This window comes from Mizugakiibacter sediminis (assembly GCF_000953855.2).
Taxonomy (GTDB): Bacteria; Pseudomonadota; Gammaproteobacteria; order Xanthomonadales; family Rhodanobacteraceae; genus Mizugakiibacter; species Mizugakiibacter sediminis.
On the sequence record NZ_DF970203.1, the window covers coordinates 1 to 22,426 of the forward strand.

Genomic DNA, 22,426 nt, shown 5'->3' on the forward strand with positions numbered 1-22,426 from the left:
CGCCGCGGCGACGCCGGAGGCGCTCGCCGCCGGCGCGGGCGCCGTGCGCACGGGCGCGGACGACGGCGCCGCAGGCGCGCCCTGCGGCGACGCCGGCACGGGCTCGAATACGCCCACCGGGGGCGGCGGCGCCGGCCGGCTCGCGGCCACGGGCGGTTTCGAAGGCGGGACGCGGCCGACGCGCGCCGCGTCCTTCGGCGCCGGCGCGGTCAGCCGCAGCGCCTGGCCGGGATGGATGGTGTACGGCGCGTCGATGCCGTTCCAGCGCGCCAGTTCGCGGTAGTCGAGGCCATGCCGGAAGGCGATGCTGTAGAGCGTGTCGCCGGACTGCACCACGTAGCCGCCGGCGGACGCCGCCGGTCGGGCGACGGGCGCGGCGACCGCGCGCGGACCGCCGATCGAACGGTCGACCACCGGCGCCGGCGAGGAAGCGCATCCGGCCAGGATCAGGGCCGCGGCCAGCGTGCCGCAAACGGGAAAACGTCGCAGTCGCGCCATGGCCGCAAGCATATCAATGCAGCCAGAACCACCACACGCCGAGCAGGCCCAGCGCGCCCAGCACCACCCAGCCCAGCCATTCGATGTGCCGGTGCAGCAGCAGCTCGGCGCGCCGGCCGCCGTAGCGCAGCAGCGCGGCGAGCAGGTAGACGCGCTTGCCGCGCCCCACCGCCATGCTGGCGATGAACGGCAGCAGCGGCACGCCGACGATGCCGGACGCCCAGGTGAAGATCTTCAGCGGCACCGGCACGAAGCCGGCCAGCACCAGGGTCAGGAACACGCCCCACGGATGCGCCACCGCGTCGGCGCGCAGGCGCCCGACCCAGGACTCGATCGCCGGCAGCCAGCCGAGTTCGGCGAACAGCGGCTTGATCGCATCGAACGCGTAATGCCCCAGCGCGTAGCCGACCAGCGCGCCCAGCAGCGAGAACACCAGGCTGACCGTGGCATAGCGCCACGCGCGCAGCGGCCTGGCCAGCGTCATCGGCGCCAGCATCAGCTCCGGCGCCACCGGGAAGACGAACGCCTCGACGAAGCTGAGACCGCCGAGATAGGGCTCCGCGCGCGGATGCGCGGCCCAGCGCATGGCCATCTCGTAGAGCGGCTTGAACAGGCGCATCAGGCGGCCGCCCTGCGTGCGCGCGCCGCCATCAGGCCAGGCCTCCGAGCAGCGGCACGAAGCTGACCGGGCCGAGCACCTCGGTTTCCGTGCCGTCGTCGCCGGCGCGCATGCGCACCAGCTGCTGCTGGCCCGCCGGCCCGACCGGCGCCAGCAGCACGCCGGCGGGACGCAACTGCGCCAGCAGCTCCTGCGGCACCACCTCGCCGGCGGCGGTGAGGATGATCGCGTCGAACGGCGCCTCCGCCGGCCAGCCCAGCGCGCCGTCGTCGTGGCGCGAGCGGATGTTCTCGATCTTCATCTGGCGGAAACGCCGCCGCGCCTGCCGCAGCAGTTCCTCGATGCGCTCGACGGTGAACACCTGCGGCACCAGCGCGGCCAGCACCGCGGCCTGGTAGCCGGAGCCGGTGCCGACTTCCAGCACGCGCTGCGGCACGCCGCCTTCCAGCAGCGCTTCGGTCATGCGCGCGACGATCCACGGCTGCGAGATGGTCTGGCCGTGGCCGATCGGCAGCGCGGTGTCCTCGTAGGCGCGCGAGGCCAGCGCCTCGTCGATGAACAGGTGGCGCGGCAGCTTGCGGATCACGTCCAGCACGCGCAGGTCGCGGATGCCTTCCTCGCGCAGGCGCATCACCAGCCGGTCGCGCGCGCGCTGCGAGGTCATGCCGAGGCCCTGCGCGTCGGCCGCCGGGCTGCGATGGAGGGAACCGGTCGTCTTCACGCGGCCTGCTCTTTCGCGTCCGCCATGGACAGCGCGGCGATCCAGCCGGCGATCTTCTCCAGCGCCTGGTAGCGGGTCAGGTCGACCTGGATCGGCGTCACCGAGACGAAGCCGCGGCGCACCGCGTCGAAGTCGGTGCCGGGGCCGTCGTCCTCGGCGGCGCCGGCCGGGCCGATCCACCAGATCGGGCGGCCGCGCGGGTCGGTCTGCGCGATGCACGGCGCCGAACGGTGGCGGCGCCCCAGCCGGCTGACCTCGAAGCCCTGGATCTCGTCCCACGGCCGGTCCGGCACGTTGACGTTGAGGATGGTGTCGGCCGGCAGCGGGTCCACCAGCAGCCGGCGCATCAGCAGCAGCACGGCGTTGGCCGCCGAATCGTAGTGGACGCCGCGGTGGTTTTCGCTGGCCAGCGACACCGCGATCGCCGGCAGGCCGAGGTAGCGGCCCTCCATCGCCGCCGACACGGTGCCGGAATAGATCACGTCGTCGCCCATGTTGGACGAGTTGTTGATGCCGGAGACGACGATGTCGGGCTCGTGCTCGAGCAGGCCGGACAGGGCGAGGTGCACGCAGTCGGTCGGCGTGCCGGCGACGCGGTAGCGGCCGTCGTCCATCTTCAGGACGCGGATCGGCTGATCGAGGGTGAGCGAGTTGCTGGCGCCGGAGCGGTCGCGGTCGGGCGCGACCACCGTGACTTCGCCGACCGCGGCGAGGCGCTCGGCGAGCACGCGTATGCCGGGCGCGTCGACGCCGTCGTCGTTGCTGACTAGGACACGCATCGAGAATCCGTCGAGAAAGCCGGGACCGCGGCGCGGCGGAACGCGCCGCGGCGGGTGCGCGCAGTTTAACGGATTCGCGGCGGAGCCGCGCCGCCGCTACCATCGCGGCGATGAAGACGCGCCGGCCGCCCAGCGTCAGCGACGAGGACGCCCGCCTGTTCCGCGAGGCGGTGGGGCCGGTGCGCCGCGCGCGCGAAGCGGCGCCGACGCCGCGCGGGGCGCCGCCCCCGCCGCTGCCGCAGATGCGCGAGCGCGACGAGGCCGCGGTCGTCGACGCGTTGCTGACCGCGCCGATCGACCCGGCCGCCGTCGAGGTCGGCGAGGAACTGGCCTTCCTGCGCGACGGCTATCCGCCGCGCCTGCTGAAACGCCTCAAGCAGGGCGGCTACGCGATCCAGGACGAGATCGACCTGCACCAGATGAACGCCGCGGCGGCGCGCGCGACGATCGCCGACTTCCTCGCCGAGAACCTGCGCGTCGGCCACGCCTGCGTGAAGATCATCCACGGCAAGGGCCTGCGCTCGAGCAGCGCGGGCCCGGTGCTGAAGAAACTGACCGACGCCCTCCTGCGCCGGCACGGCGACGTGCTGGCATTCGCCTCCGCGCGCCCGGCGCAGGGCGGCACCGGCGCGGTCGTCGTGCTGCTGCGGACGCGGGCCTGAGCCGCCCGCCTGCGCCACGTCAGACGTTCAGCGGCGCTCCTCGACGGGCTTGCGCGGCATGTTCACCCACACCACGGTCGCGCCTTTGCGTTCCGCCCACTGGTTGACGCTCACCACCTTCTCCCAGTCGACGTCGCCGGGATACAGGCTGGCAAGATTCTGCGGGCGGGTGGTTTCGCCGGCGCAACCGGCCAGTGCGGACAGGGCGACCAGCGTCGCCGCATACAGTGCTGCTCTCATGGTGGCCTCCTCCCGTCCGAGCGGACGGCGAAAACCTGCGAGCGGAATCACTATACCGCCGCCGGAACGCGGCGACGCAAGTGGCGGACGCGGTTTGCGTGCCTCAGGTTCTGGCGAGTTCGCGGACCATGCTGGTGGCGTAGGCGCCGGCCGGCAGGACGAAGCTCAGCTGCAACGTTTCGACGCCCTGCCACGTCCATGTCAGTTCGTGCGGCCGCAGCCGCAGCGGCCGGCGTTCGTGCTCCAGTCCCGCCGCTTCCAGGCCCGCCACCAGCTCCGGCCATTGCGCCGCGATGCCGCGTTCCAGTTCGCCGCAGGCATCGGCCGCAGGCGTGTCGCCGCGGCCCCACAGCGGGCCCGAGGGATGGATGTCGAAAGCCCGGAGACGCGCGGCCAGGCCGGCGTCGAACGCCTGCGGGCCGAACCACGAACGCGAGCCGTCGAGGCACCACAGCTCGCCGTCCAGCGGCGTGTCCCAGGCCTGCCGGCGGACGCGCTCGGCCAGCGCGGCGTTGAACAGGTGCGAGCGCGTCGCCGACAGCAGCAGGCCGCGCGTCGCGCGGTCGACGCGGCGGCCGGCGAACATCGCCCGCGCCTGCGCCAGGTTGTCGCCGCCGCGTCCGAAGCGCTGCTCGCCGAAGTAGTTGGGCGCGCCGCGCGCGGACAGCGCCACCAGCGTGCGTTCGGCGGCCTCGCGGTCGCCGGACACCTCGCGCAGCGCCAGCACGAAGCGGTTGCCGGCCAGCGCGCCGCGCTTGAGCTTGCGCCGGTGGCGCGCGGCCGCGAGCACGCGCACTTCCGCATGCGGAAACGCCGACCAGTCCGGATCGGCGCGACGGCCGAGCTGCACGGAGAACGCCTGGCGCGTCACCGCGTGGCGATCCTTCAGCCCGGCGTAGCCGACCGCGACCGGCGGCACGCCGGCGAAGCGCGCCAGCTCGCGCGCCACCCATTCGGTGTTGGCACCGCGCTTCTCCACGATCAGCAGCGCGTGCTCGCCCTCGCCGTCCGCGGCGTAGCCGAGGATCTCCTCGACCACGAAGTCCTCGGGCGCGGCGCGCAGCCGCGCGGTCAGCGGCGGACAGCCGTGCGCGTGCGGCAGGCAGACATCCATCTCAGCGCGCCGGCAGCAGCAGCGCCACGGCCTGCGCGGCGATGCCCTCGCCGCGGCCGGTGAAGCCGAGCCGCTCGCTGGTGGTGGCCTTGATGCTGATCCGGCCGACGTCGCAGCCGAGATCGGCGGCGAGGTTGGCGCGCATCGCGTCCGCGTGCGGGGCGATCTTCGGCCGCTCGCAGACCACGGTGACGTCGGCATTGCCCAGCGCGTAGCCGCGCTCGGCGATCATCGCCGCGACCGCGCGCAGGAACTGGCGGCTGTCGGCGTCGCGCCAGCGCATGTCCGACGGCGGGAAGTGCCGGCCGATGTCGCCCAGCGCCAGCGCGCCCAGCAGCGCGTCGCACAGCGCGTGGATCACCACGTCGCCGTCGGAATGCGCCAGCACGCCCTGGTCGTGGGCGATGCGCACGCCGCCGAGCATCACGTGGTCGCCCGCACCGAAGGCGTGAACGTCGTAACCCTGGCCAATGCGCATGGACGGCTCCGCGGCGTGTGTGCAACCCGTGTCGAACGAATCTGCGCGCGGCGCGGCCTCAGCCGATCCGCGCCAGCAGGAACTCCGCCAGCGCGAGGTCGGCCGGCGTGGTCACCTTGATGTTGTCCTCGGCGCCCTCGACCAGCAGCGGCCGCCATCCGGCGCGCTCCATCGCCATCGACTCGTCGGTGACGGCGACGCCCTCGGCGCGCGCGCGCTCCAACGCCGCGATCAGCTCGCCGCGGCGGAACAACTGCGGCGTGAACGCGCGCCAACGCGCCTCGCGCGCCTCGGTGACGAGGGCGCGATCATGCTCGTCGGCGCGTTTCAGCGTGTCGCGCAGCGGCGCGCCCAGCAGCGCGCCGCCGGCGGCGACGCCTTCCGCGACCAGCCGGCCGATGTCCTCGTAGCGCACGCACGGGCGCGCGGCGTCGTGCACCAGCACGAAGTCGTCGGCGCTCACGGCATCCGGCAGCGCGCGCAGGCCGGCCAGCACCGAGTCGGCGCGCTCGGCGCCGCCCGTCGCGGTCCGCACCGGCTTGCCGTTGACCGCATCGGCGCCGGGCCACCACGGATCCTGCGCCGCCAGCACCACCACCAGCCCGGCCACGCGCGGGTGCCGCGCCAGCCGTTCCAGCGTCTGCAGCAGCAGCGGGCGTCCGCCCAGCGGCAGGTACTGCTTGGGCAGGTCGCCGCCGAAACGCAGGCCGCGCCCCGCCGCGGGCACCACGCACCACAGCGCGGCCGATTCACTTGCCATCGCCGTCCTTCTTCTTGGCCGCGCCGGGTTCGACCACCTGGTAGAAGGTCTCGCCCGGCTTGACCAGGCCGAGCTCGGCGCGCGCGCGCGCCTCCACCGCCTGCTGGCCGTGCTTGAGGTCGTCCACTTCCGCGGACAGCGCCTGGTTGCGCTGCTTCAGCCGCTCGTTCTCCGCCTGCTGCGCGGAGACGCGCTCGCGCAGCAGGCGCACCTCGCGCATGCCGCCCTCGCCCACCCACAGCTTGAGCTGCAGCGCGATCAGCAGCGCCACCAGAGCCAGGGCGATCCAGCGCAGCATGCGAGTCCGCCCTCCGCGCCGCTCAGCCGGGCAGGCCGGGGAGGTTGGGGAACGCGTCGCGGCCGGCGTAGCGCGCGGCGGCGCCCAACTGCTCCTCGATGCGCAGCAGCTGGTTGTACTTGGCGACGCGGTCGGTGCGGCACAGCGAGCCGGTCTTGATCTGCGTCGCGGTGGTGGCGACGGCGATGTCGGCGATGGTGGTGTCCTCGGTCTCGCCGGAACGATGCGAGACGATCGCCGCGTACTTCGCCTTGTCGGCCATGGCGATCGCTTCCAGCGTCTCCGACAGCGTGCCGATCTGGTTCACCTTGATCAGGATCGCGTTGGCGATCTTCTTCTCGATGCCTTCGCGGAAGATCGCCGGGTTGGTGACGAACAGGTCGTCGCCGACCAGCTGCACCTTGCCGCCGAGCGTGTCGGTCAGCAGCTTCCAGCCGTCCCAGTCGCCTTCGGCCATGCCGTCCTCGATGGTGACGATCGGGTACTGCCGCGTCCAGCCGGCCAGCAGCTCGACGAACTGCGCCGGCGCGTAGGCCTTGCCCTCGCCCTCCAGGTCGTACTTGCCGTCCTTGAAGAATTCGGAGCTGGCCACGTCGAGGCCGAGCAGGACGTCGCCGCCGAGCCGATAGCCGGCCTTGCCCACCGCCTCGGCGATGGTGTCCAGCGCCTCGACGTTGGAACGCAGGTCGGGCGCGAAGCCGCCTTCGTCGCCGACGGCGGTGTTGAGGCCCTTCGCCTTCAGGACGGCCTTCAGCGCATGGAAGATCTCCGCGCCGGCGCGCAGCGCCTCGGCGAAGCTGGGCGCGCCGACCGGCAGGATCATGAACTCCTGCACGTCGATGTTGTTGTCGGCGTGCGCGCCGCCGTTGACGATGTTCATCATCGGCACGGGCAGGTGGCCGGCCTTGCCGGCGGCGAGGTACTGCCACAGCGCCTGGCCGCGCGCAGCGGCGACCGCGTGCGCCGCCGCCATCGACACGCCGAGCAGGGCGTTGGCGCCGAGCCTGCCCTTGTTGGACGTGCCGTCCAGGGCGATCAGCTTCGCGTCCAGGCCTTTCTGGTCGGCGGCGTCGAAACCCCGCAGCGCGTCGGCGATCGCCGCGTTGACGTTGGCGACGGCCTGCTTCACGCCCTTGCCGAGGTAGCGCGATTTGTCGCCGTCGCGCAGTTCCACCGCCTCGCGCGTGCCGGTCGATGCGCCGGATGGCACCGCCGCGCGACCCATGTGGCCGGAGGCCAGGGTGACTTCCGCTTCCAGGGTCGGGTTGCCGCGCGAGTCGAGGATTTCGCGGGCGTGGATCTTCGTGATCGTGGTGGTCATCGTGGTCGCTGGCCTCGAGGCGTGAACGTCGTTGCGGGAATCGCGGCATCGCCGCAAGGCGCTGCCGCGAGACTGGAATCGCTGCGGAATGCTCCGGCGCGCATCCTGCGCCTGCCCTGCCCCGGGGGAAGCAGGGCCGGAACGCTAGGCCCGGTTCTCCAGGAAGCCCGCTTTCTTGACCGCGCGGTCGATCTCGCAAAGGGTCTCAAGCAATGCTTCCATCTTGTCGAGATACCAGGCATTCGGCCCGTCCGACAGCGCCTTGTCCGGGTCCGGATGGGTTTCCATGAACACGCCGGAGATGCCGGCCGCCACCGCCGCGCGCGCCAGCACCGGCACGAACTCGCGCTGGCCGCCGGACTTGCCGCCGAGGCCGCCCGGCAATTGCACGGAATGCGTCGCGTCGAACACCACCGGACAGCCGGTCTCGCGCATCACCGCGAGGCTGCGCATGTCCGAGACCAGGTTGTTGTAGCCGAAGCTGGCGCCGCGCTCGCACACCAGGATGTCCGGGTTGCCGGCGGCGCGCGCCTTCTCGACCACGTGCTTCATGTCCCAGGGCGCGAGGAACTGGCCCTTCTTGATGTTGACCGGCCTGCCGGCGCGGGCGACGTTCTGGATGAAGTCGGTCTGCCGGCACAGGAAGGCCGGCGTCTGCAGCACGTCGACCACCGCCGCCACCTCGGCCAGCGGCGTGTATTCGTGCACGTCGGTCAGCACCGGCACGCCGATCTGCCGCTTCACCTCGGCCAGCACTTTCAGGCCGCCTTCGAGACCCGGGCCGCGGAAGCCCGAGACCGAGGTGCGGTTGGCCTTGTCGAAGCTGGACTTGAAGATGAAGGGGATGCCGAGCCGGCCGGCGATTTCCTTCAGCCGGCCGGCGGTATCGAGCTGCAATTGCATCGACTCGATCACGCAGGGGCCGGCGATCAGGAACAGCGGCCGGTCGAGCCCGACCTCGAAGCCGCACAACTTCACGCCACCGCCTCCCGCGCCAGTTTCTGCCCGTGGCGCAGCATCCTGTACTGGCGCGCGGCCTCGACGAAGCCGATGAACAGGGGGTGGCCGTCGCGCGGCGTCGAGGTGAACTCGGGGTGGAACTGGCAGGCCAGGAACCAGGGGTGCTGCTGCGCGGGCAGCTCGATCATCTCCACCAGCAGGTCGTCCATCGACTTGCCGGCGATCACCAGGCCGAGATCCTCGAACCGCTGGCGGTAGCGGTTGTTGAATTCGTAGCGGTGGCGGTGGCGCTCGCGGATCACGTCCTGGCCGTACAGGCGGCGCGCCAGCGTGCCCGCCTTCAACCGGCATTCCTGCGCGCCGAGGCGCATGGTGCCGCCGAGGTCGGAATCCTCGTCGCGCCGCTCGACGTCGCCCGAGGCGGTGGTCCACTCGGTGATCAGGCCGATCACCGGGTTCGGCGTGTGCTTGTCGTTCTCGCTGGAGCCGGCGTCGGCGATGCCGGCGACGTTGCGGGCGAAGTCCACCACCGCGGCGTGCATGCCGTAGCAGATGCCGAAATACGGGATGCCGTGCTCGCGCGCGTACTGCGCCGCCTGCACCTTGCCCTCGAAGCCGCGCTTGCCGAAACCGCCCGGCACCAGGATGGCGTCGACGTCGGCGAGCAGCGCCGCCGCGCCGCCGGACTCCACCTGCTCGGAGTCGAGCCACTTCAGGTTGACGCGCGTGGCCTGCTTGATGCCGCCGTGGCGCAGCGCCTCGCCCAGCGACTTGTAGGCGTCCTTGTGCTCGACGTACTTGCCGACGATGGCGACGGTGACCTCGTCCTTCGGATGCTCGACCGCGGCGACGGTGCGCTCCCACTCGGACAGGTCGGCCGGCCTGGCGTCCAGGCGCAGCTGCTCGACGACGATGTCGTCCAGGCCCTGCGCGTGCAGCCACAGCGGCAGCTTGTAGATGGTATCGACATCGACCGCGCTGATCACCGCCTTCTCGTGCACGTTGGTGAACAGCGCGATCTTGCGGCGCTCGCTGTCCGGCAGCGGCTGCTCGCAGCGGCACAGCAGCACGTCCGGCTGGATGCCGATCGAGCGCAGCTCCTTGACCGAGTGCTGGGTCGGCTTGGTCTTCAGCTCGCCGGCAGCCTTGATGAACGGCACCAGGGTGAGGTGCATGAACATGCACTTCTGCGGGCCGTGCTCGATGCGCAACTGGCGGATCGCCTCGAGGAACGGCAGCGACTCGATGTCGCCGACCGTGCCGCCGATCTCGACCAGGGCCACGTCGTGGCCGCGCGTGGCCTCGTAGACGCAGTGCTTGATCTCGTCGGTGATGTGCGGGATCACCTGCACGGTGGCGCCGAGGTAGTCGCCGCGGCGCTCCTTGCGGATCACGCTCTCGTAGATCTTGCCGGTGGTGATCGAGTGCTTGCCGGTCAGGCGCGTGCGCACGAAGCGCTCGTAGTGGCCGAGGTCGAGGTCGGTCTCGGCGCCGTCGTCGGTGACGTACACCTCGCCGTGCTGGAACGGACTCATCGTGCCTGGATCGACGTTGATGTACGGATCCAGCTTCATCAGGGTCACGTTCAGGCCGCGCGCCTCGAGGATGGACGCGAGCGAGGCCGAGGCGATGCCCTTGCCAAGCGAGGACACCACGCCGCCGGTGACGAAGATCAAGGGGGTCATGGACAGCAGCTCGTGCTGGTAAAGCCTCATTTTACAGACTCGATTCCCTCCCTGCGAGCATCGCGGATGCCCTCGTCGCCCATGCGGCCGGCGCAGTGTGCGGGGCTTGGCAGCCGGGAAGCGGCGCGCCGACTACGATGACGCGCCCCTGTTAGCATCCGCCGCCATGATCCCGTCCGTCCCCGAGCGCCTGGCCGCGCTGCGCGAAGCGATGCGCGCCCGCGGCGTCGCCGCCTGCGTGCTGCCGACCGCCGATCCCCACCTGTCCGAATACCTGCCGGAACACTGGCAGGCGCGGCAGTGGTACTCCGGTTTCACCGGCTCGGCCGGCACGCTGGTGGTCGCCGCCGAGACCGCCGGCCTGTGGACCGACTCGCGCTATTTCGAACAGGCCGAGCGCGAACTGGCCGGCAGCGGCATCGCGCTGATGCGCCAGGTCGTGCCGCACGCGCCCGAGCACATCGACTGGCTGTGCGCGCACGTCGGCCCGGGCCAGCGCGTGGCGGTGGCCGGCGACTGCATCGCGCTCGGCGCGGCGGGCACGCTGCGCCAGGCGCTGGCCGCGCGCGGCGCCGAGCTTGTCGCCGACGACATCGCCGGCACGGCCTGGCGCGACCGCCCGGATCCGCCGGCGGCGCCGGTGAGCGAACACCCGATGCCGTTCGCCGTGCGCACGCGCGCCGACAAGCTCGCCGAGGTCCGCGCGGCGATGCGGCGCGCCGGCGCCACGCACCACCTGCTCAGCAGCCTGGACGACGTCGCCTGGCTGACCGGCCTGCGCGGCGCCGACGTCGCCTACAACCCGGTGTTCGTCGCCCACCTGCTGCTGACGGCGGAGAAGGCGATCCTGTTCGTCCACCCCGGCAAGATCGACGCGACGCTGGAAGCGGTGCTGGCCGCCGACGGCGTGCGCATCGCCCCCTACGGCGGCGTCGCCACCGCGCTCGCCGCGCTGCCGCGCGGCGCACGCCTGCTGTTCGATCCCGAACGCGTCGCGTGGGCGATCGCCGAGGCGATCCCGGCGCACGTCGAGCGCGTCGCCGCCGCCAACCCCAGCACGCTGATGAAGGCGTGCAAGAACGCCGCCGAGCTGGAGCACGTGCGCGAGACGATGCGCCAGGACGGCGCCGCGCTGGTGCGCTGCGCGCGCTGGCTGGAGGAGGCGCTGGCGCGCGGCGAGCGGGTCGGCGAACTCGACGTCGACGCGCGCCTGCGCGCGTTCCGCGCCGAGCGTCCCGGCTTCGTCGGCGAGAGCTTCGCCACCATCGCCGGCTACATGGCCAACGGCGCGCTGCCGCACTACCGCGCCACGCCGGAACATCACGCGATCCTCGCGCGCGACGGCCTGCTGCTGATCGACTCCGGCGGCCAGTACCTCGGCGGCACCACCGACGTCACGCGCGTGTGGGCGTTCGGCGCCACCACCGAGGAGCAGCGCCGCGACGTCACCCTGGTGCTGAAAGGCGTGATCGCGCTCAGCCGTGCGCGCTTTCCGGCCGGCACCAGCGGCCAGCAGCTCGACGCGCTGGCGCGCGCGCCGATCTGGTCGGCCGGCATCGACTACGGCCACGGCACCGGCCATGGCGTCGGCTATTTCCTCAACGTCCACGAGGGGCCGCAGGCGATCCGCCCGCCGCGCTCGGGCGGGCGCTTCGAGGCGCTGCGGCCGGGGATGATCACCTCCATCGAGCCCGGCATCTACAAGCCGGGACGCCATGGCGTGCGCATCGAGAACCTGGCGGCGGCGGTGCCGGCCGGGGCCGGCGAGTTCGGCGCGTTCCTCGCCTTCGAGACGCTGACGCTGTGTCCCATCGACACGCGCGCGATCGAGCCTGCCTTGCTCGAACCCTCCGAGCGCGCCTGGCTGGACGCCTACCACGCCACCGTGCGCGAACGGCTGGCGCCGCTGCTGGACGGCGCCGACCGCGCCTGGCTGGAACGGCGCTGCGCGCCGCTGCCGGCCCGCTGACAAAGAAACGCCCCGGGCCGTCGGACCCGGGGCGAATGCTCGATCGCCGTGCCGATGCACTCAGCGCCCGGCGGGCGCGTCCTTGCCGGCGTCGTTCTTCTTCGACGGTTTGTGCGTGCCGGCCTTGCCGCCGACGGCGGCGCCGCCATCGGCGTCCGCATGCGCGGAGACGCCGGCATGGGTGCCCGCGTCCACCTGCGCGCCGGTACCGGCGCTGGCGCCCAGTTCCGAATTCGCCGCGGCTTGGCCGCTGCCGTCGTTCACCCGGTCGAGCGCGGTCTGGCTGGCGTGGGTCGCGCCCTGCGCCGCGCCGCGTGCGGTGTCGCGCACCGTCGTGCCGACTTCGCCGCTGGCGGCCTGCGCCTCCTGCACGGCCCCGGTCACCGCGCTGCCGTGCGCGCCCATCGCCGCGCCGGCCTGCGCCCCCACACCGCCGCCGACGCGGCCGCGGGCCACTTCGGTGGTGCCGCCGGCGTCAGCCGCGGCGCTGCCGGCAAGCGTGCCGCCCGCGGCGGCCGCGGTGTCGTTGCCCAGACGCCGCGTCGTATCGGCCGCCGCGCGCGCCGTGCGATCGGCCTTGCGATGCAGCCGCTGCGCGTCGCGCATGACCGCGGCGTCGGCCGAGTCGGTCATGCGGTCCACATTGCCGGTCACGCGAGCGCCGGCCATGCCGTTCAGCGTGCCGCCGACGCCGCCCACCTGGCCTCCCAGGCCGCCGCCGACGTGTACACCGCCTACCTGTGCGTACGCGGGCAGCGCCAGCGCGCACGCCACCATCGTTGCCAGCATCGATCTGCGCATGATTGCCTCCTCGTTGGTCGGTCGCCGCAGGGCCGGCGACGCGGAGCAACTTAGGCAGCCGTGCCGATACGCGTCCTGAACCGCGGCGCGCCGCTTCAGCCCGCGGACAGCTTGCTGAAGTGCGGCTTGACCGCGCCGCGCCCGCCCGCCATCCTGCCCTGCTTCCTTTCGCACGACCCTTGCAGGCATGAGCAGCCGCTACAACGCCGCCGACATCGAGGTTCTCTCCGGCCTGGAACCGGTCAAGCGCCGGCCGGGCATGTACACCGACACCTCGCGCCCGAACCATCTGGCGCAGGAGGTGATCGACAACTCGGTGGACGAGGCGCTGGCCGGACACGCGAAGAACGTCGAGGTGGTGCTGCATGCCGACGGTTCGGTGGAGGTGAGCGACGACGGCCGCGGCATGCCGGTCGACATCCACCCGGAGGAAGGCATCCCCGGCGTCGAGCTGATCCTGACGAGGCTGCACGCCGGCGGCAAGTTCTCCAACAAGAACTACGCCTTCTCCGGCGGCCTGCACGGCGTCGGCGTGTCGGTGGTCAACGCGCTGTCCTCGAGGGTCGAGGTGACCATCCGCCGCGACGGCCAGGTACATCGCATGACCTTCAGGAACGGCGACCGCGCCAGTCCGCTGGAGGTGATCGGCAGCGTGCCGAAGAAGCAGACCGGCACCACGGTGCGCTTCTGGCCGGACCCGAAATATTTCGATTCACCGAGGATTTCGCTGCCGAAGCTCAAGCATCTTCTGCGCGCGAAGGCGGTGCTGTGCGCCGGACTCACGGTCAAGCTGACCGACGCCGCCAGCGGCGAGGTCGACACCTGGTACTACGAGGACGGCCTGGCCGACTACCTGCGCAGCGAGCTGAAGGGCGCGGAGGCGCTGCCGGCGGAGCTGTTCGTCGGCCACGTGCAGCGCGAGACCGAGGGCCTCGACGTCGCCTTCGCCTGGGTGCCCGAGGGCGAGCTGGTGCAGGAGAGCTACGTCAACCTGATCCCGACCGCGCAGGGCGGCACCCACGTCAACGGCCTGCGCACCGGCCTGACCGAGGCGCTGCGCGAGTTCTGCGACTTCCGCAACCTGCTGCCGCGCGGCGTCAAGCTGGCGCCGGAGGACGTCTGGGACCGCATCGCCTTCGTGCTGTCGCTGAAGATGCAGGACCCGCAGTTCTCCGGCCAGACCAAGGAACGGCTGTCCTCGCGGCAGGCGGCGGCCTTCGTCGAGGGCACCGCGCACGACGCCTTCTCGCTGTGGCTGAACCAGCACGTCGAGCTGGGCGAGCGCATCGCCCAGCTCGCCATCGAGCGCGCCGCCGCCCGCCTGAAGGCCGAGAAGCAGGTGGTGCGCAAGAAGGTGACGCAGGGACCGGCGCTGCCCGGCAAGCTGGCCGACTGCGCGTCCACCGATCTCTCGCGCACCGAGCTGTTCCTGGTCGAGGGCGATTCCGCCGGCGGCTCGGCCAAGCAGGCGCGCGACAAGGACTTCCAGGCGATCCTGCCGCTGCGCGGCAAGATCCTGAACACCTGGGAGGTCGAATCGGGCGCGGTGCTGGCCTCGCAGGAAGTGCACGACCTCGCCGTCGCCATCGGCTGCGATCCCGGCCGCGACGACCTCTCCGGCCTGCGCTACGGCAAGATCGTGATCCTCGCCGACGCCGACTCCGACGGCCTGCACATCGCCACCCTGCTCTCCGCGCTGTTCCTGCGCCACTTCCCGGCGCTGGTGCGCGAAGGCCACGTGTTCGTGGCGATGCCGCCGCTGTTCCGCGTCGACGTCGGCAAGCAGGTGTTCTACTGCCTCGACGAAGGCGAGAAGGACGCGCTGCTGCAGCGGGTCGAGCGCGAGAAGATCAGGGGCCAGGTCACCGTCACCCGTTTCAAGGGCCTCGGCGAGATGAATCCGGCGCAGCTGCGCGAGTCGACCATCCACCCGGACACGCGCCGGCTGGTGCAGCTCACCGTCGACGAACCCGAGGACACCGCGCGACTGATGGACATGCTGCTGGCGAAGAAGCGCGCCGCCGACCGCAAGGCCTGGCTGGAGGAAAAGGGCGACCTCGCCTCGCTGGAAGTCTGAGCGCGGACCGCTACGCGCGGCGCCGGCGGTGCGCGCCCGGCGTGGCCTCGGCGTGCGCCGCCCACAGCCGCCTGAGCTGCCGCGCCGAGCCCAGGCCGGCCTGCGCCGCCGCGGCCTCGACGCTGTCGCCGACCGCCAGCGCCTGCCGCGCCAGCGCCACGCGCAGGCGCGCGTGGTAGTCGTGCACCGACATGCCGGCCGCCTCGCGGAAGCGCCGCGTCAGCGTGCGCACGCTCATGTGGCCGAGTTCGGCCAGCCGCGCCAGCGGCCAGTCCTGTTCCGGCCGGCGCGCCAGCGCGTCCTGCACGCGGTGCACGCGCATGTCGAGGTGGTTGCGGCCCTGCAGCCAGGGCGACAGCGCGGGATCGTCGGGTGCGCGGCGCAGGTACACCACCATCTCGCGCGCGACCTCGGCCGACAGCCGCGGCGAGGCGATCTCGGCGATCAGGTGCAGGGCGAGGTCGATGCCGGCGGTGATGCCGGCGCTGGTGTAGACGCCGCCGTCCTCGACGAACACGCGGCTGTCCAGCACTTCGGCGTGCGGCGCGATCGCGCGCAACGCGCCGACCAGGCTGTGGTGGGTGGTGCAGCGCCGGCCGTCGAGCAGGCCGGCGCGCGCGGCGATCAGCGCGCCGGAGCAGATGCAGGCCAGCCGCCGCCCCGGACCGGCGCGGCGCAGCCAGCGCGCGATCGCGCGGGCGTCGCGCGAATCGCTGGCCTTGGCGTCGCCGGCGGCGCCGCAGACGATCAGCAGCGCACCGGCCGGCAGCGATTCGGGCAGGGGTTCGACGCCGGCCAGGCCGAGGCCGAGCGAGGTCGACGCCGGCTGGCCGGGATCGATCGGCGCCGCCACGCGCAGGCGGAAATCGGCGCCGAACGCGCGCGCGATGCGGAAGGCCTCGGCCGCGCCGGCGAAGTCCAGCAGGACCACGCCCGGCGGCAGCACGAACCAGACCTCAGTCGCCGGCGAGGATGGCATCGACGCTGCGGATGCGGGCAAAACGGCCATCGAGCACCAGCTCCGTGCGCTGCTTGATCTCGTCCACATCGTAGCGGCGGCCGCTGGCGGCGTGGACCATCGGGAAGGTCAGCGTCGCCTCGGTCACGAAGTCGACCCGGAAACCGAGGTCGGACGCGACCCGGGTGGTCGTCTCGCAGCACTGCTCGGTGCGGATGCCGGCGACGATCACGCGGCGGATGCCGCGCTCGCGCAGCCAGGCCTCCAGTCCGGTGTCGGTGAAGGCGTTGTGCACGCCCTTGTGGAAGGTCGCCGCGGCCTCCGGCGGCATCCACTCCAGCGGGCGCACCAGCCCGGACTCGGGGGTGAAGCCCTCGTCGCCGTCCTGGTGCAGGACGCGCACCACCGGCCAGCCGCGCTCCGCGGCCCCCTGCAGCAGGCGCAGCACGGCGTCGCGGAAGGCGGGCACGTCGTCCTCGCGCCAGTACGGGGCGCGCAGGAACGACTGCTGGATATCGATGGCGAGCACGGCGGTATCGACGGACATGAGGACGCTCCGTGGGGAAGGAGCCGCCACTCTAGGCGGCCGCGGCGCCCGCGACGAGCGCCGCCGCGGCCCCGATGCGGACGGATCCGGCCACGCTCGCCGGAGCGGCGGCGGCGGTCCGCGGACTTTGCGGGCGGTCGCGGCGGCGCTATCGTGGCGATCCGCCCCGACGAGAAGCCGCATGTCCCTGCCGCCGCCGATCGACTTCAAACGCTGGATCGACGAACACCGCCACCTGCTCAAGCCGCCGGTGGGCAACAAGTGCATCGTCGACGGCGACTTCATCGTGATGGTGGTCGGCGGCCCCAACGTGCGCAGCGACTACCACTACGACGAGGGTCCGGAGTTCTTCTACCAGATCGAGGGCGAGATGGTGCTGCGCATCCAGGAGGACGGCCGCGCGCGCGACATCCCGATCCGCGCCGGCGAGATCTTCTACCTGCCGCCGCGCGTGCCGCACTCGCCGCAGCGCATGTCCGGCTCGGTCGGCCTGGTGATCGAGCGCAAGCGCCTGGCCGGCGAGAAGGACGGCCTGCTGTGGTTCTGCGAGCGCTGCAACCGCAAGCTGTACGAGGAGTACTTCACGCTGGCCAGCATCGAGCGCGACTTCCCGCCGGTGTTCGAGCGCTACTATCGTTCGCGGGAGGCGCGCACCTGCAAGGGCTGCGGCCACGTGCAGCCGGTGCCGGAGAAATACCGCTGAACGTCGCCCGCGCCGGCGGGCAGGCGCCATGAACAAGCCGCGCGCCGCCCTGCTCCGTTCGCCGCTGCTGCACAGCCTGCTGCTGACCCGGCGCCGCGACGTGCCGGTGCGCGTCGCCCTGCGCAACACCGCCGCGGTGGCGCTGCCGCTGCTGCTGGGCGCCTGGAGCGGCCACCTCACCGCCGGCCTGGCGGTGTCGGCCGGCGCGCTCGACACCATGTTCGCCGACCAGCCGGGCCCGTATCGCGTGCGCCTGCAGCGCATGCTGCTGACCGCGCTGGCCGCGGGCGTCTCGGCATGGGCCGGTTTCGTGCTGGGCGGCCACGACGCGCTGATGGTGCTGGTCGCCGCGCTGTGGGGTTTCGGCGGCGCGCTGCTGGTGGCGCTGGGGCCGAACGCCGCGCGCGCCGGCATGATCAGCATGATCCTGCTGGTGATCACCGCCGCCGACCCGCTGCCGTCGGCCCAGGCTCTGCCGGCCGCGTTGCTGATCTTCGCCGGCGGCGCGCTGCAGACCCTGTTCGCCGTCGCCGCCTGGCCGCTGCAGCGCTACCGGCCGGAGCGCCTCGCCCTGGCGCAGGTGTTCGCCGACCTCGCCGCGCTGGCGCGGCAGGCGCCGGGCAGCCGCCTGGCGCCGCCGCTGACCGAAGCGCTGAACGAGATCCAGGCGCTGCTGCACGGCGTGCACGAGGGGCGCAGCCGCGCGCTCGACACCTTTCGCGTGCTCGCCGCGCTCGCCGAGCGCATCCGCGCCGAACTGCTGGCGCTTGCCGATCTGCACGAGGCCGAAGCCGGCGCCGCGCGCCGCGACGCGCAGCGCGCGCTGCTCGACAACGCCGCCGCCGTGCTGGACGGCATCTCCGCCGCACTGACGCAGGGCGAACCGGCGCGGGCGGCGCAGGCGGCGATGCCCGCCTTCGACGCCGCGCTGGCGCACCTCGAGGAAACCGGCGGCGACGACCCGCACGATCTCGTCCGCGCGCGCGCCGCCGGCCTGGCCGGCCAGCTGCGCGCGGCGACGCGCAACGCCGAATTCGCCGGCAGCCGCGGCGAGCTGCGCGCGGCGGCGGCCGAGGCGCGACTGCCGCAGGCGCTGCGCCCGGGCAATCCGCTGGCGACGCTGCGCGCCAACCTCACCCTGGGCTCGGTCGCCTGCCGGCACGCGGTCCGCTGCGGCGTCTGCCTGGCGCTGGCGGTCGCCGCCGACCGCGGCCTCGGCATGTCGCACGGCTACTGGATGCCGATGACGCTGGCGATCGTGCTGAAGCCGGACTTCGGCGCCACCTGGCGCTTCGGCCTGCTGCGCGTGATCGGCACCCTGCTCGGCCTGCTGTTGACCACCGCGCTGCTGCATTTCGCCCCCGGCGGCGTGTGGACCGGCATCGCGCTGCTGGCGGCGCTGAGCTTCGCCTTCCGCGAGCTGGCCACCGTGCACTACGGCATCGCCGTGGCCTGCCTGACCGGCGCGGTGGTGGTGCTGCTGGCGTTCTACGGCGTGGCGCCGGGCGAGGCGATGCACGCGCGCGCGCTGCACACCGCGCTGGGCAGCGGCCTCGCCCTGCTCGCCTATCTGCTGTGGCCGACCTGGGAGCGCGGCCGCGAACGCGCCGCGCTGGCGGCGATGCTGGACGCCTACCGCGCCTACTTCGACGCGCTCGCCGGCGGCGACGAGCGCGCCCGCCACGAGGCGCGCGCGGCGGCGCGCCGCGCGCGCAGCAACGCCGAGGCTTCGCTGGAACGGCTGCGCCACGAACCCGCCAGCGCGCGCCTGGTCGAGCGCGCCGACGCCGCGATCGCCAACGCCAACCGCCTGGTGCGCGCGGCGATGGCGCTGGAAGCGGCACGCGAGGACGCCGGCGCGACCGCGTTGCCGCAAGCCGCCGCGCCGTTCATGCGCGAGGTCTCCGCGCGGCTGGCCGAACTCGCCGCGGCGCTGCGCGAGGCGCGCGCACCGGCACCCGATCCCGGCCTGCGCGCCAGCCAGCGCGCGCTGGTGCAGGCGCTCGACGCCGCGCCGTTCACGCCGCTGGCCGCCGCGCTGCGCGACGCCAGCGACCGCATCGCCGACAGCCTCGGCACGCTGGCGCACCTGCTGGCCGCGGCGCATCCGCCGCCGGCGGCGTGACCGGCGACACGCCGCGGCGGCGGCGCTCTACGGTTAAACTCGCCGCATGCTGAAGATCGACACCCACGCCCACGTGCTGCCGCGGGACTGGCCCAACCTGGCCGATAAGTACGGCGACGACCGCTTCCCGGTGATGACGCACAGCGACGGCCGCCACCGCATCTACAAGGACGGCAAGTTCTTCCGCGAGGTGTGGGAAAACGCCTTCGACATCGAGTATCGCATCGCCGACTACGCGCGCCACGGCGTCGACGTGCAGGTGATCTCCACCGTGCCGGTGCTGTTCTCCTACTGGGCGCGCGGCCACCAGGCGCTGGAGCTGCACCAGTTCCTCAACGACCACGCCGCCGAGGCCTGCCGCGCGCACCCGCGCCGCGTCGCCGGCATCGGCACCGTGCCGCTGCAGTCGCCGGACCTGGCGATCCGCGAGCTGGAGCGCTGCACGGACCAGCTCGGCCTGCAGGGCGTGCAGATCGGCTCGCACTGCAACGAGTGGAACCTGGACGCGCCCGAGCTGTTCCCGTTTTTCGAGGCGGCCGCCGACCTCGGCGCGGCGATCCTGGTGCACCCCTGGGACATGATGGGCCGCGAGAGCATGCCGAAGTACTGGCTGCCGTGGCTGGTCGGCATGCCGGCGGAACAGTCGCGCGCCGCCTGCTGCCTGATCTTCGGCGGCGTGCTGGAGCGCCTGCCGAAGCTGCGCGTCGCCCTCGCCCACGGCGGCGGCAGCTTTCCCTACACGATCGGCCGCATCGAGCACGGCTTCCGCATGCGCCCCGACCTGGTCGCCACCGACAACGCGCGCAATCCGCGCGAGTATCTCGGCCGCCTCTATTTCGATTCCTGCGTGCACGACCCGCGGGCGCTGGCCTACCTGCTCGACGTGGCCGGCCGCGAGCGCGTGATGCTCGGCACCGATTATCCGTTTCCCCTCGGCGAGCAGCAGCCCGGCAGCGGCATCGAGGCGCTCGGCCTCGACGACGCCGGCCGCGCGCGCCTGTTCCACGGCACCGCCCTCGAATGGCTGGGCCTTCCCCTCCACCGTTTCCAGTGACCCGGTATCCGCCATGAACCTGCGCCATGCCCTGCCGACGCTGCTGCTTGTCCTGGCCCTGCCCGCCGCCCGCGCGGGCGACTACACGCTGGCCGACGGCGGCGTGCGCTTCAGCGCGCCGCCCGCGTGGAGCGCGATCATGGAGAAGACCGAGGGCGATCCGCAGTTCATCGCCTTCCAGGTGCACGATCCCTCGCCCAGCGCGGCCAACTCGCTGGCGCGGGTGACGGTCAGCGTGCGCCGCATCGCCAACGACGCCACCTTCGCGCAGTACGTGCAGGAGCAGATGGCGCACGCCAAGGGCTTGAGCGGCTACCAGCCCGCGGCCGCCGCGCCGACGCTCAACCGCCACGACTACACCGCCGTCGAGAGCAAGGTGCGCTACAGCTACAGCGAGCGCTACTACCACAAGGGCAAGCTGGCGGTGCAGCTGCGCTGCGTGCGTCCGGAGGCCAGCCAGGCCGGCCCGGCGTGGACGGCCGCGTTCGACCGCGGCTGCGACGACGTCGCCGTCAGCCTGCAGCAATGAGCGGCTTCGAGGCGACCGAGTCCTGGGCGCTGGCCCAGGATGCCGCCGACCCGCTGGCGCCGTTCCGCGGCGAATTCCTGATCCCGCCGCACGGCGACGGCGAGCAGGTCTACCTGTGCGGCAACTCGCTGGGCCTGCAGCCGCGCGCGACGCGCCAGGCCCTGCTCGACGAGCTCGACGACTGGGCCAGGCTCGCCGTCGAGGCGCATTTCCGCGGCCGCCATCCGTGGATGCCGTATCACGCCGAGGTGCGCGAGCACCTCGCCGAGCTGGTCGGCGCGGAGCCGTCGGAAGTGGTCGCGATGAACTCGCTCACCGTCAACCTGCACCTGATGATGGTGAGCTTCTACCTGCCGACCGCGGAGCGCCACGCGATCATGATCGAGCGCGGCGCGTTCCCCTCCGACCGCTACGCCGTGGAATCGCAGATCCGCTTCCACGGCTACGACCCGGCCGAGGCGCTGATCGAACTCGAGCCGGACGAGCCCGGCGGCACGTTGTCGATGCAGGCGATCGAGCGCGCGCTGGACGAGCACGGCCAGCGCACCGCGCTGGTGCTGCTGCCCGGCCTGCAATACCTCACCGGCCAGGCGTTCGATCTGCGTCTGCTCAGCGAGATGGGCCACCGCAAGGGCTGCGTGGTCGGCTTCGACCTCGCCCACGCGGCCGGCAACCTGCGCGTGCCGCTGCACGACAGCCACTGCGATTTCGCCGTGTGGTGCAGCTACAAGTACCTGAACTCGGGACCGGGCGCGGTCGCCGGCTGTTTCGTGCACGCGCGCCATGCGCGGACGCCGCGGCCGCGCTTCGCCGGCTGGTGGGGCCACGACCAGGCCACGCGCTTCCGCATGGGGCCGCAGTTCGTGCCGACGCCCGGCGCCGACGGCTGGCAGCTTTCCAATCCGCCGATCCTGGCGCTGGCGCCGCTGCGCGTGTCGCTGGAGATCTTCCACCGCGCCGGCATGGAGCGTCTGCGCGAGAAATCGAAGCGGCTGACCGGCTACCTCGACTGGCTGATCCGCAGCCGGCTGGACCACGTGCTGGAAGTGACGACGCCGGCCGAATCGTTCCGCCGCGGCTGCCAACTCAGCCTGCGCGTGAAGGGGCCGCGCGATGCGGGTCGCGCGCTGTTCGAGCACCTGTCCGCGCACGGCGTGATCGGCGACTGGCGCGAGCCCGACATCATCCGCGTGGCGCCGACGCCGTTGTACAACCGCTACGTCGACTGCCTGCACTTCGTCGCCGAGGTGGAGCACTGGGCGGCGACGCGCTGAGGCGCGCGCGCCGTCCGCCTTCGCCATGAAAAGCCCCGCACGAGGCGGGGCTGCGCCGATTCGAACCGGGCGGCGCCCTCTCCGATCACGCCCTTGCGTGACCGGAGAGGGATGCCCGTGACGATGGTCAGCGCGTACGGGGTAGCTTGTTCGTGGTGGTGGTCGTGGTCTTCCACCAGCGCTTGTAGTGATGCTTGCCGCCGCTGGTGCCGCCGCTGGTGCCGCCCGTCGTGCCGCCGGTCGTGCCGCCGGTC

Annotated in this window: 23 protein-coding genes; 8 read left to right on the forward strand and 15 right to left on the reverse strand. The window is 72.7% G+C overall.

Annotated elements, in window-relative coordinates; translation table 11 throughout:
• From MBSD_RS08790 to surE, 4 genes are all read right to left on the reverse strand, one after another.
• The coding region (locus MBSD_RS08790; RefSeq protein WP_237071773.1) for a M23 family metallopeptidase at nt 1-498 on the reverse strand (498 nt) is incomplete at its 3' end.
• 13 nt (nt 499-511) lie between these two features.
• Nucleotides 512-1,117, reverse strand: a complete 606-nt coding sequence (locus MBSD_RS08795; protein WP_062536979.1) for a YqaA family protein — start codon at nt 1,115-1,117, stop codon at nt 512-514.
• 31 nt (nt 1,118-1,148) lie between these two features.
• Nucleotides 1,149-1,781: a protein-L-isoaspartate(D-aspartate) O-methyltransferase gene (locus MBSD_RS08800; protein ID WP_062536999.1), complete on the reverse strand. Its 633-nt coding sequence runs from the start codon at nt 1,779-1,781 to the stop codon at nt 1,149-1,151.
• A gap of 53 nt (nt 1,782-1,834) precedes the next feature.
• Nucleotides 1,835-2,617, reverse strand: a complete 783-nt coding sequence (gene surE, locus MBSD_RS08805; protein WP_062536980.1) for a 5'/3'-nucleotidase SurE — start codon at nt 2,615-2,617, stop codon at nt 1,835-1,837.
• A 110-nt stretch (nt 2,618-2,727) separates the two neighbouring features.
• Between surE and MBSD_RS08810 the strand changes: the two genes are divergently transcribed.
• Entirely contained in the window at nt 2,728-3,279 is a 552-nt protein-coding gene (locus MBSD_RS08810; protein ID WP_062536981.1) for a Smr/MutS family protein, read from the forward strand.
• Nucleotides 3,280-3,306: 27 nt separating this feature from the next.
• Here the strand turns inward: MBSD_RS08810 and MBSD_RS08815 are convergent, their stop codons facing one another.
• From MBSD_RS08815 to pyrG, 8 genes are all read right to left on the reverse strand, one after another.
• Nucleotides 3,307-3,519 (reverse strand): hypothetical protein, encoded by a 213-nt coding sequence (locus MBSD_RS08815; protein WP_062536982.1) that lies wholly within the window; start codon nt 3,517-3,519, stop codon nt 3,307-3,309.
• A 103-nt stretch (nt 3,520-3,622) separates the two neighbouring features.
• Nucleotides 3,623-4,633: a tRNA pseudouridine(13) synthase TruD gene (gene truD / locus MBSD_RS08820; protein ID WP_062536983.1), complete on the reverse strand. Its 1,011-nt coding sequence runs from the start codon at nt 4,631-4,633 to the stop codon at nt 3,623-3,625.
• 1 nt (nt 4,634) lies between these two features.
• A complete protein-coding gene (gene ispF / locus MBSD_RS08825; RefSeq protein WP_062536984.1) occupies nt 4,635-5,111 on the reverse strand; it encodes a 2-C-methyl-D-erythritol 2,4-cyclodiphosphate synthase in 477 nt (158 codons plus the stop codon).
• A 58-nt stretch (nt 5,112-5,169) separates the two neighbouring features.
• Nucleotides 5,170-5,871 (reverse strand): 2-C-methyl-D-erythritol 4-phosphate cytidylyltransferase, encoded by a 702-nt coding sequence (gene ispD, locus MBSD_RS08830; protein ID WP_062536985.1) that lies wholly within the window; start codon nt 5,869-5,871, stop codon nt 5,170-5,172.
• Nucleotides 5,861-6,169 carry a cell division protein FtsB gene (gene ftsB / locus MBSD_RS08835; RefSeq protein WP_062536986.1) on the reverse strand — a complete coding sequence of 103 codons (309 nt, stop codon included), beginning with the start codon at nt 6,167-6,169 and terminating at the stop codon, nt 5,861-5,863. The genes ispD and ftsB overlap by 11 nt, the downstream gene beginning before the upstream one ends.
• 22 nt (nt 6,170-6,191) lie before the next feature.
• Nucleotides 6,192-7,490 carry a phosphopyruvate hydratase gene (eno, locus tag MBSD_RS08840; protein WP_062536987.1) on the reverse strand — a complete coding sequence of 433 codons (1,299 nt, stop codon included), beginning with the start codon at nt 7,488-7,490 and terminating at the stop codon, nt 6,192-6,194.
• Nucleotides 7,491-7,634: 144 nt separating this feature from the next.
• Nucleotides 7,635-8,468, reverse strand: coding sequence for a 3-deoxy-8-phosphooctulonate synthase (kdsA, locus tag MBSD_RS08845; RefSeq protein WP_062536988.1), 834 nt, complete (start codon nt 8,466-8,468; stop codon nt 7,635-7,637).
• Nucleotides 8,465-10,135 (reverse strand): CTP synthase, encoded by a 1,671-nt coding sequence (gene pyrG / locus MBSD_RS08850; RefSeq protein ID WP_062537000.1) that lies wholly within the window; start codon nt 10,133-10,135, stop codon nt 8,465-8,467. Before pyrG ends, kdsA begins: the two co-directional genes overlap by 4 nt.
• A gap of 166 nt (nt 10,136-10,301) precedes the next feature.
• On the opposite strand from pyrG, the gene MBSD_RS08855 reads away from it, so the two are divergent.
• Nucleotides 10,302-12,104, forward strand: a complete 1,803-nt coding sequence (locus MBSD_RS08855; protein WP_062536989.1) for an aminopeptidase P family protein — start codon at nt 10,302-10,304, stop codon at nt 12,102-12,104.
• Nucleotides 12,105-12,164: 60 nt separating this feature from the next.
• Here the strand turns inward: MBSD_RS08855 and MBSD_RS08860 are convergent, their stop codons facing one another.
• Complete coding sequence (locus MBSD_RS08860) at nt 12,165-12,905, reverse strand: hypothetical protein (protein ID WP_187300609.1); 741 nt, start codon at nt 12,903-12,905, stop codon at nt 12,165-12,167.
• A 187-nt stretch (nt 12,906-13,092) separates the two neighbouring features.
• Here MBSD_RS08860 and parE point away from each other — a divergent pair, with 187 nt between their 5' ends.
• Nucleotides 13,093-14,982 (forward strand): DNA topoisomerase IV subunit B, encoded by a 1,890-nt coding sequence (gene parE / locus MBSD_RS08865; protein ID WP_062536991.1) that lies wholly within the window; start codon nt 13,093-13,095, stop codon nt 14,980-14,982.
• 10 nt (nt 14,983-14,992) lie between these two features.
• Here parE and MBSD_RS08870 read toward each other — a convergent pair whose 3' ends face one another.
• Nucleotides 14,993-15,961 carry a GlxA family transcriptional regulator gene (locus MBSD_RS08870; RefSeq protein WP_062536992.1) on the reverse strand — a complete coding sequence of 323 codons (969 nt, stop codon included), beginning with the start codon at nt 15,959-15,961 and terminating at the stop codon, nt 14,993-14,995.
• Nucleotides 15,939-16,487, reverse strand: coding sequence for a cysteine hydrolase family protein (locus tag MBSD_RS08875; RefSeq protein ID WP_062536993.1), 549 nt, complete (start codon nt 16,485-16,487; stop codon nt 15,939-15,941). The genes MBSD_RS08870 and MBSD_RS08875 overlap by 23 nt, the downstream gene beginning before the upstream one ends.
• A gap of 181 nt (nt 16,488-16,668) precedes the next feature.
• Between MBSD_RS08875 and MBSD_RS08880 the strand changes: the two genes are divergently transcribed.
• The 5 genes from MBSD_RS08880 to kynU are packed head-to-tail and all read left to right on the forward strand — an operon-like array spanning nt 16,669 to nt 22,172.
• Nucleotides 16,669-17,190, forward strand: a complete 522-nt coding sequence (locus MBSD_RS08880; protein WP_062536994.1) for a 3-hydroxyanthranilate 3,4-dioxygenase — start codon at nt 16,669-16,671, stop codon at nt 17,188-17,190.
• Nucleotides 17,191-17,218: 28 nt separating this feature from the next.
• The gene (locus MBSD_RS08885) at nt 17,219-19,315 is read left to right on the forward strand and encodes an FUSC family protein (protein ID WP_062536995.1); all 2,097 of its coding nucleotides are present in this window, start codon (nt 17,219-17,221) and stop codon (nt 19,313-19,315) included.
• A gap of 46 nt (nt 19,316-19,361) precedes the next feature.
• Nucleotides 19,362-20,369, forward strand: coding sequence for an amidohydrolase family protein (locus tag MBSD_RS08890; protein ID WP_062536996.1), 1,008 nt, complete (start codon nt 19,362-19,364; stop codon nt 20,367-20,369).
• A gap of 13 nt (nt 20,370-20,382) precedes the next feature.
• Nucleotides 20,383-20,898: a hypothetical protein gene (locus MBSD_RS08895; protein ID WP_062536997.1), complete on the forward strand. Its 516-nt coding sequence runs from the start codon at nt 20,383-20,385 to the stop codon at nt 20,896-20,898.
• Nucleotides 20,895-22,172, forward strand: a complete 1,278-nt coding sequence (gene kynU, locus MBSD_RS08900) for a kynureninase (RefSeq protein WP_062536998.1) — start codon at nt 20,895-20,897, stop codon at nt 22,170-22,172. The genes MBSD_RS08895 and kynU overlap by 4 nt, the downstream gene beginning before the upstream one ends.
• Nucleotides 22,173-22,426: the final 254 nt, after the last annotated feature.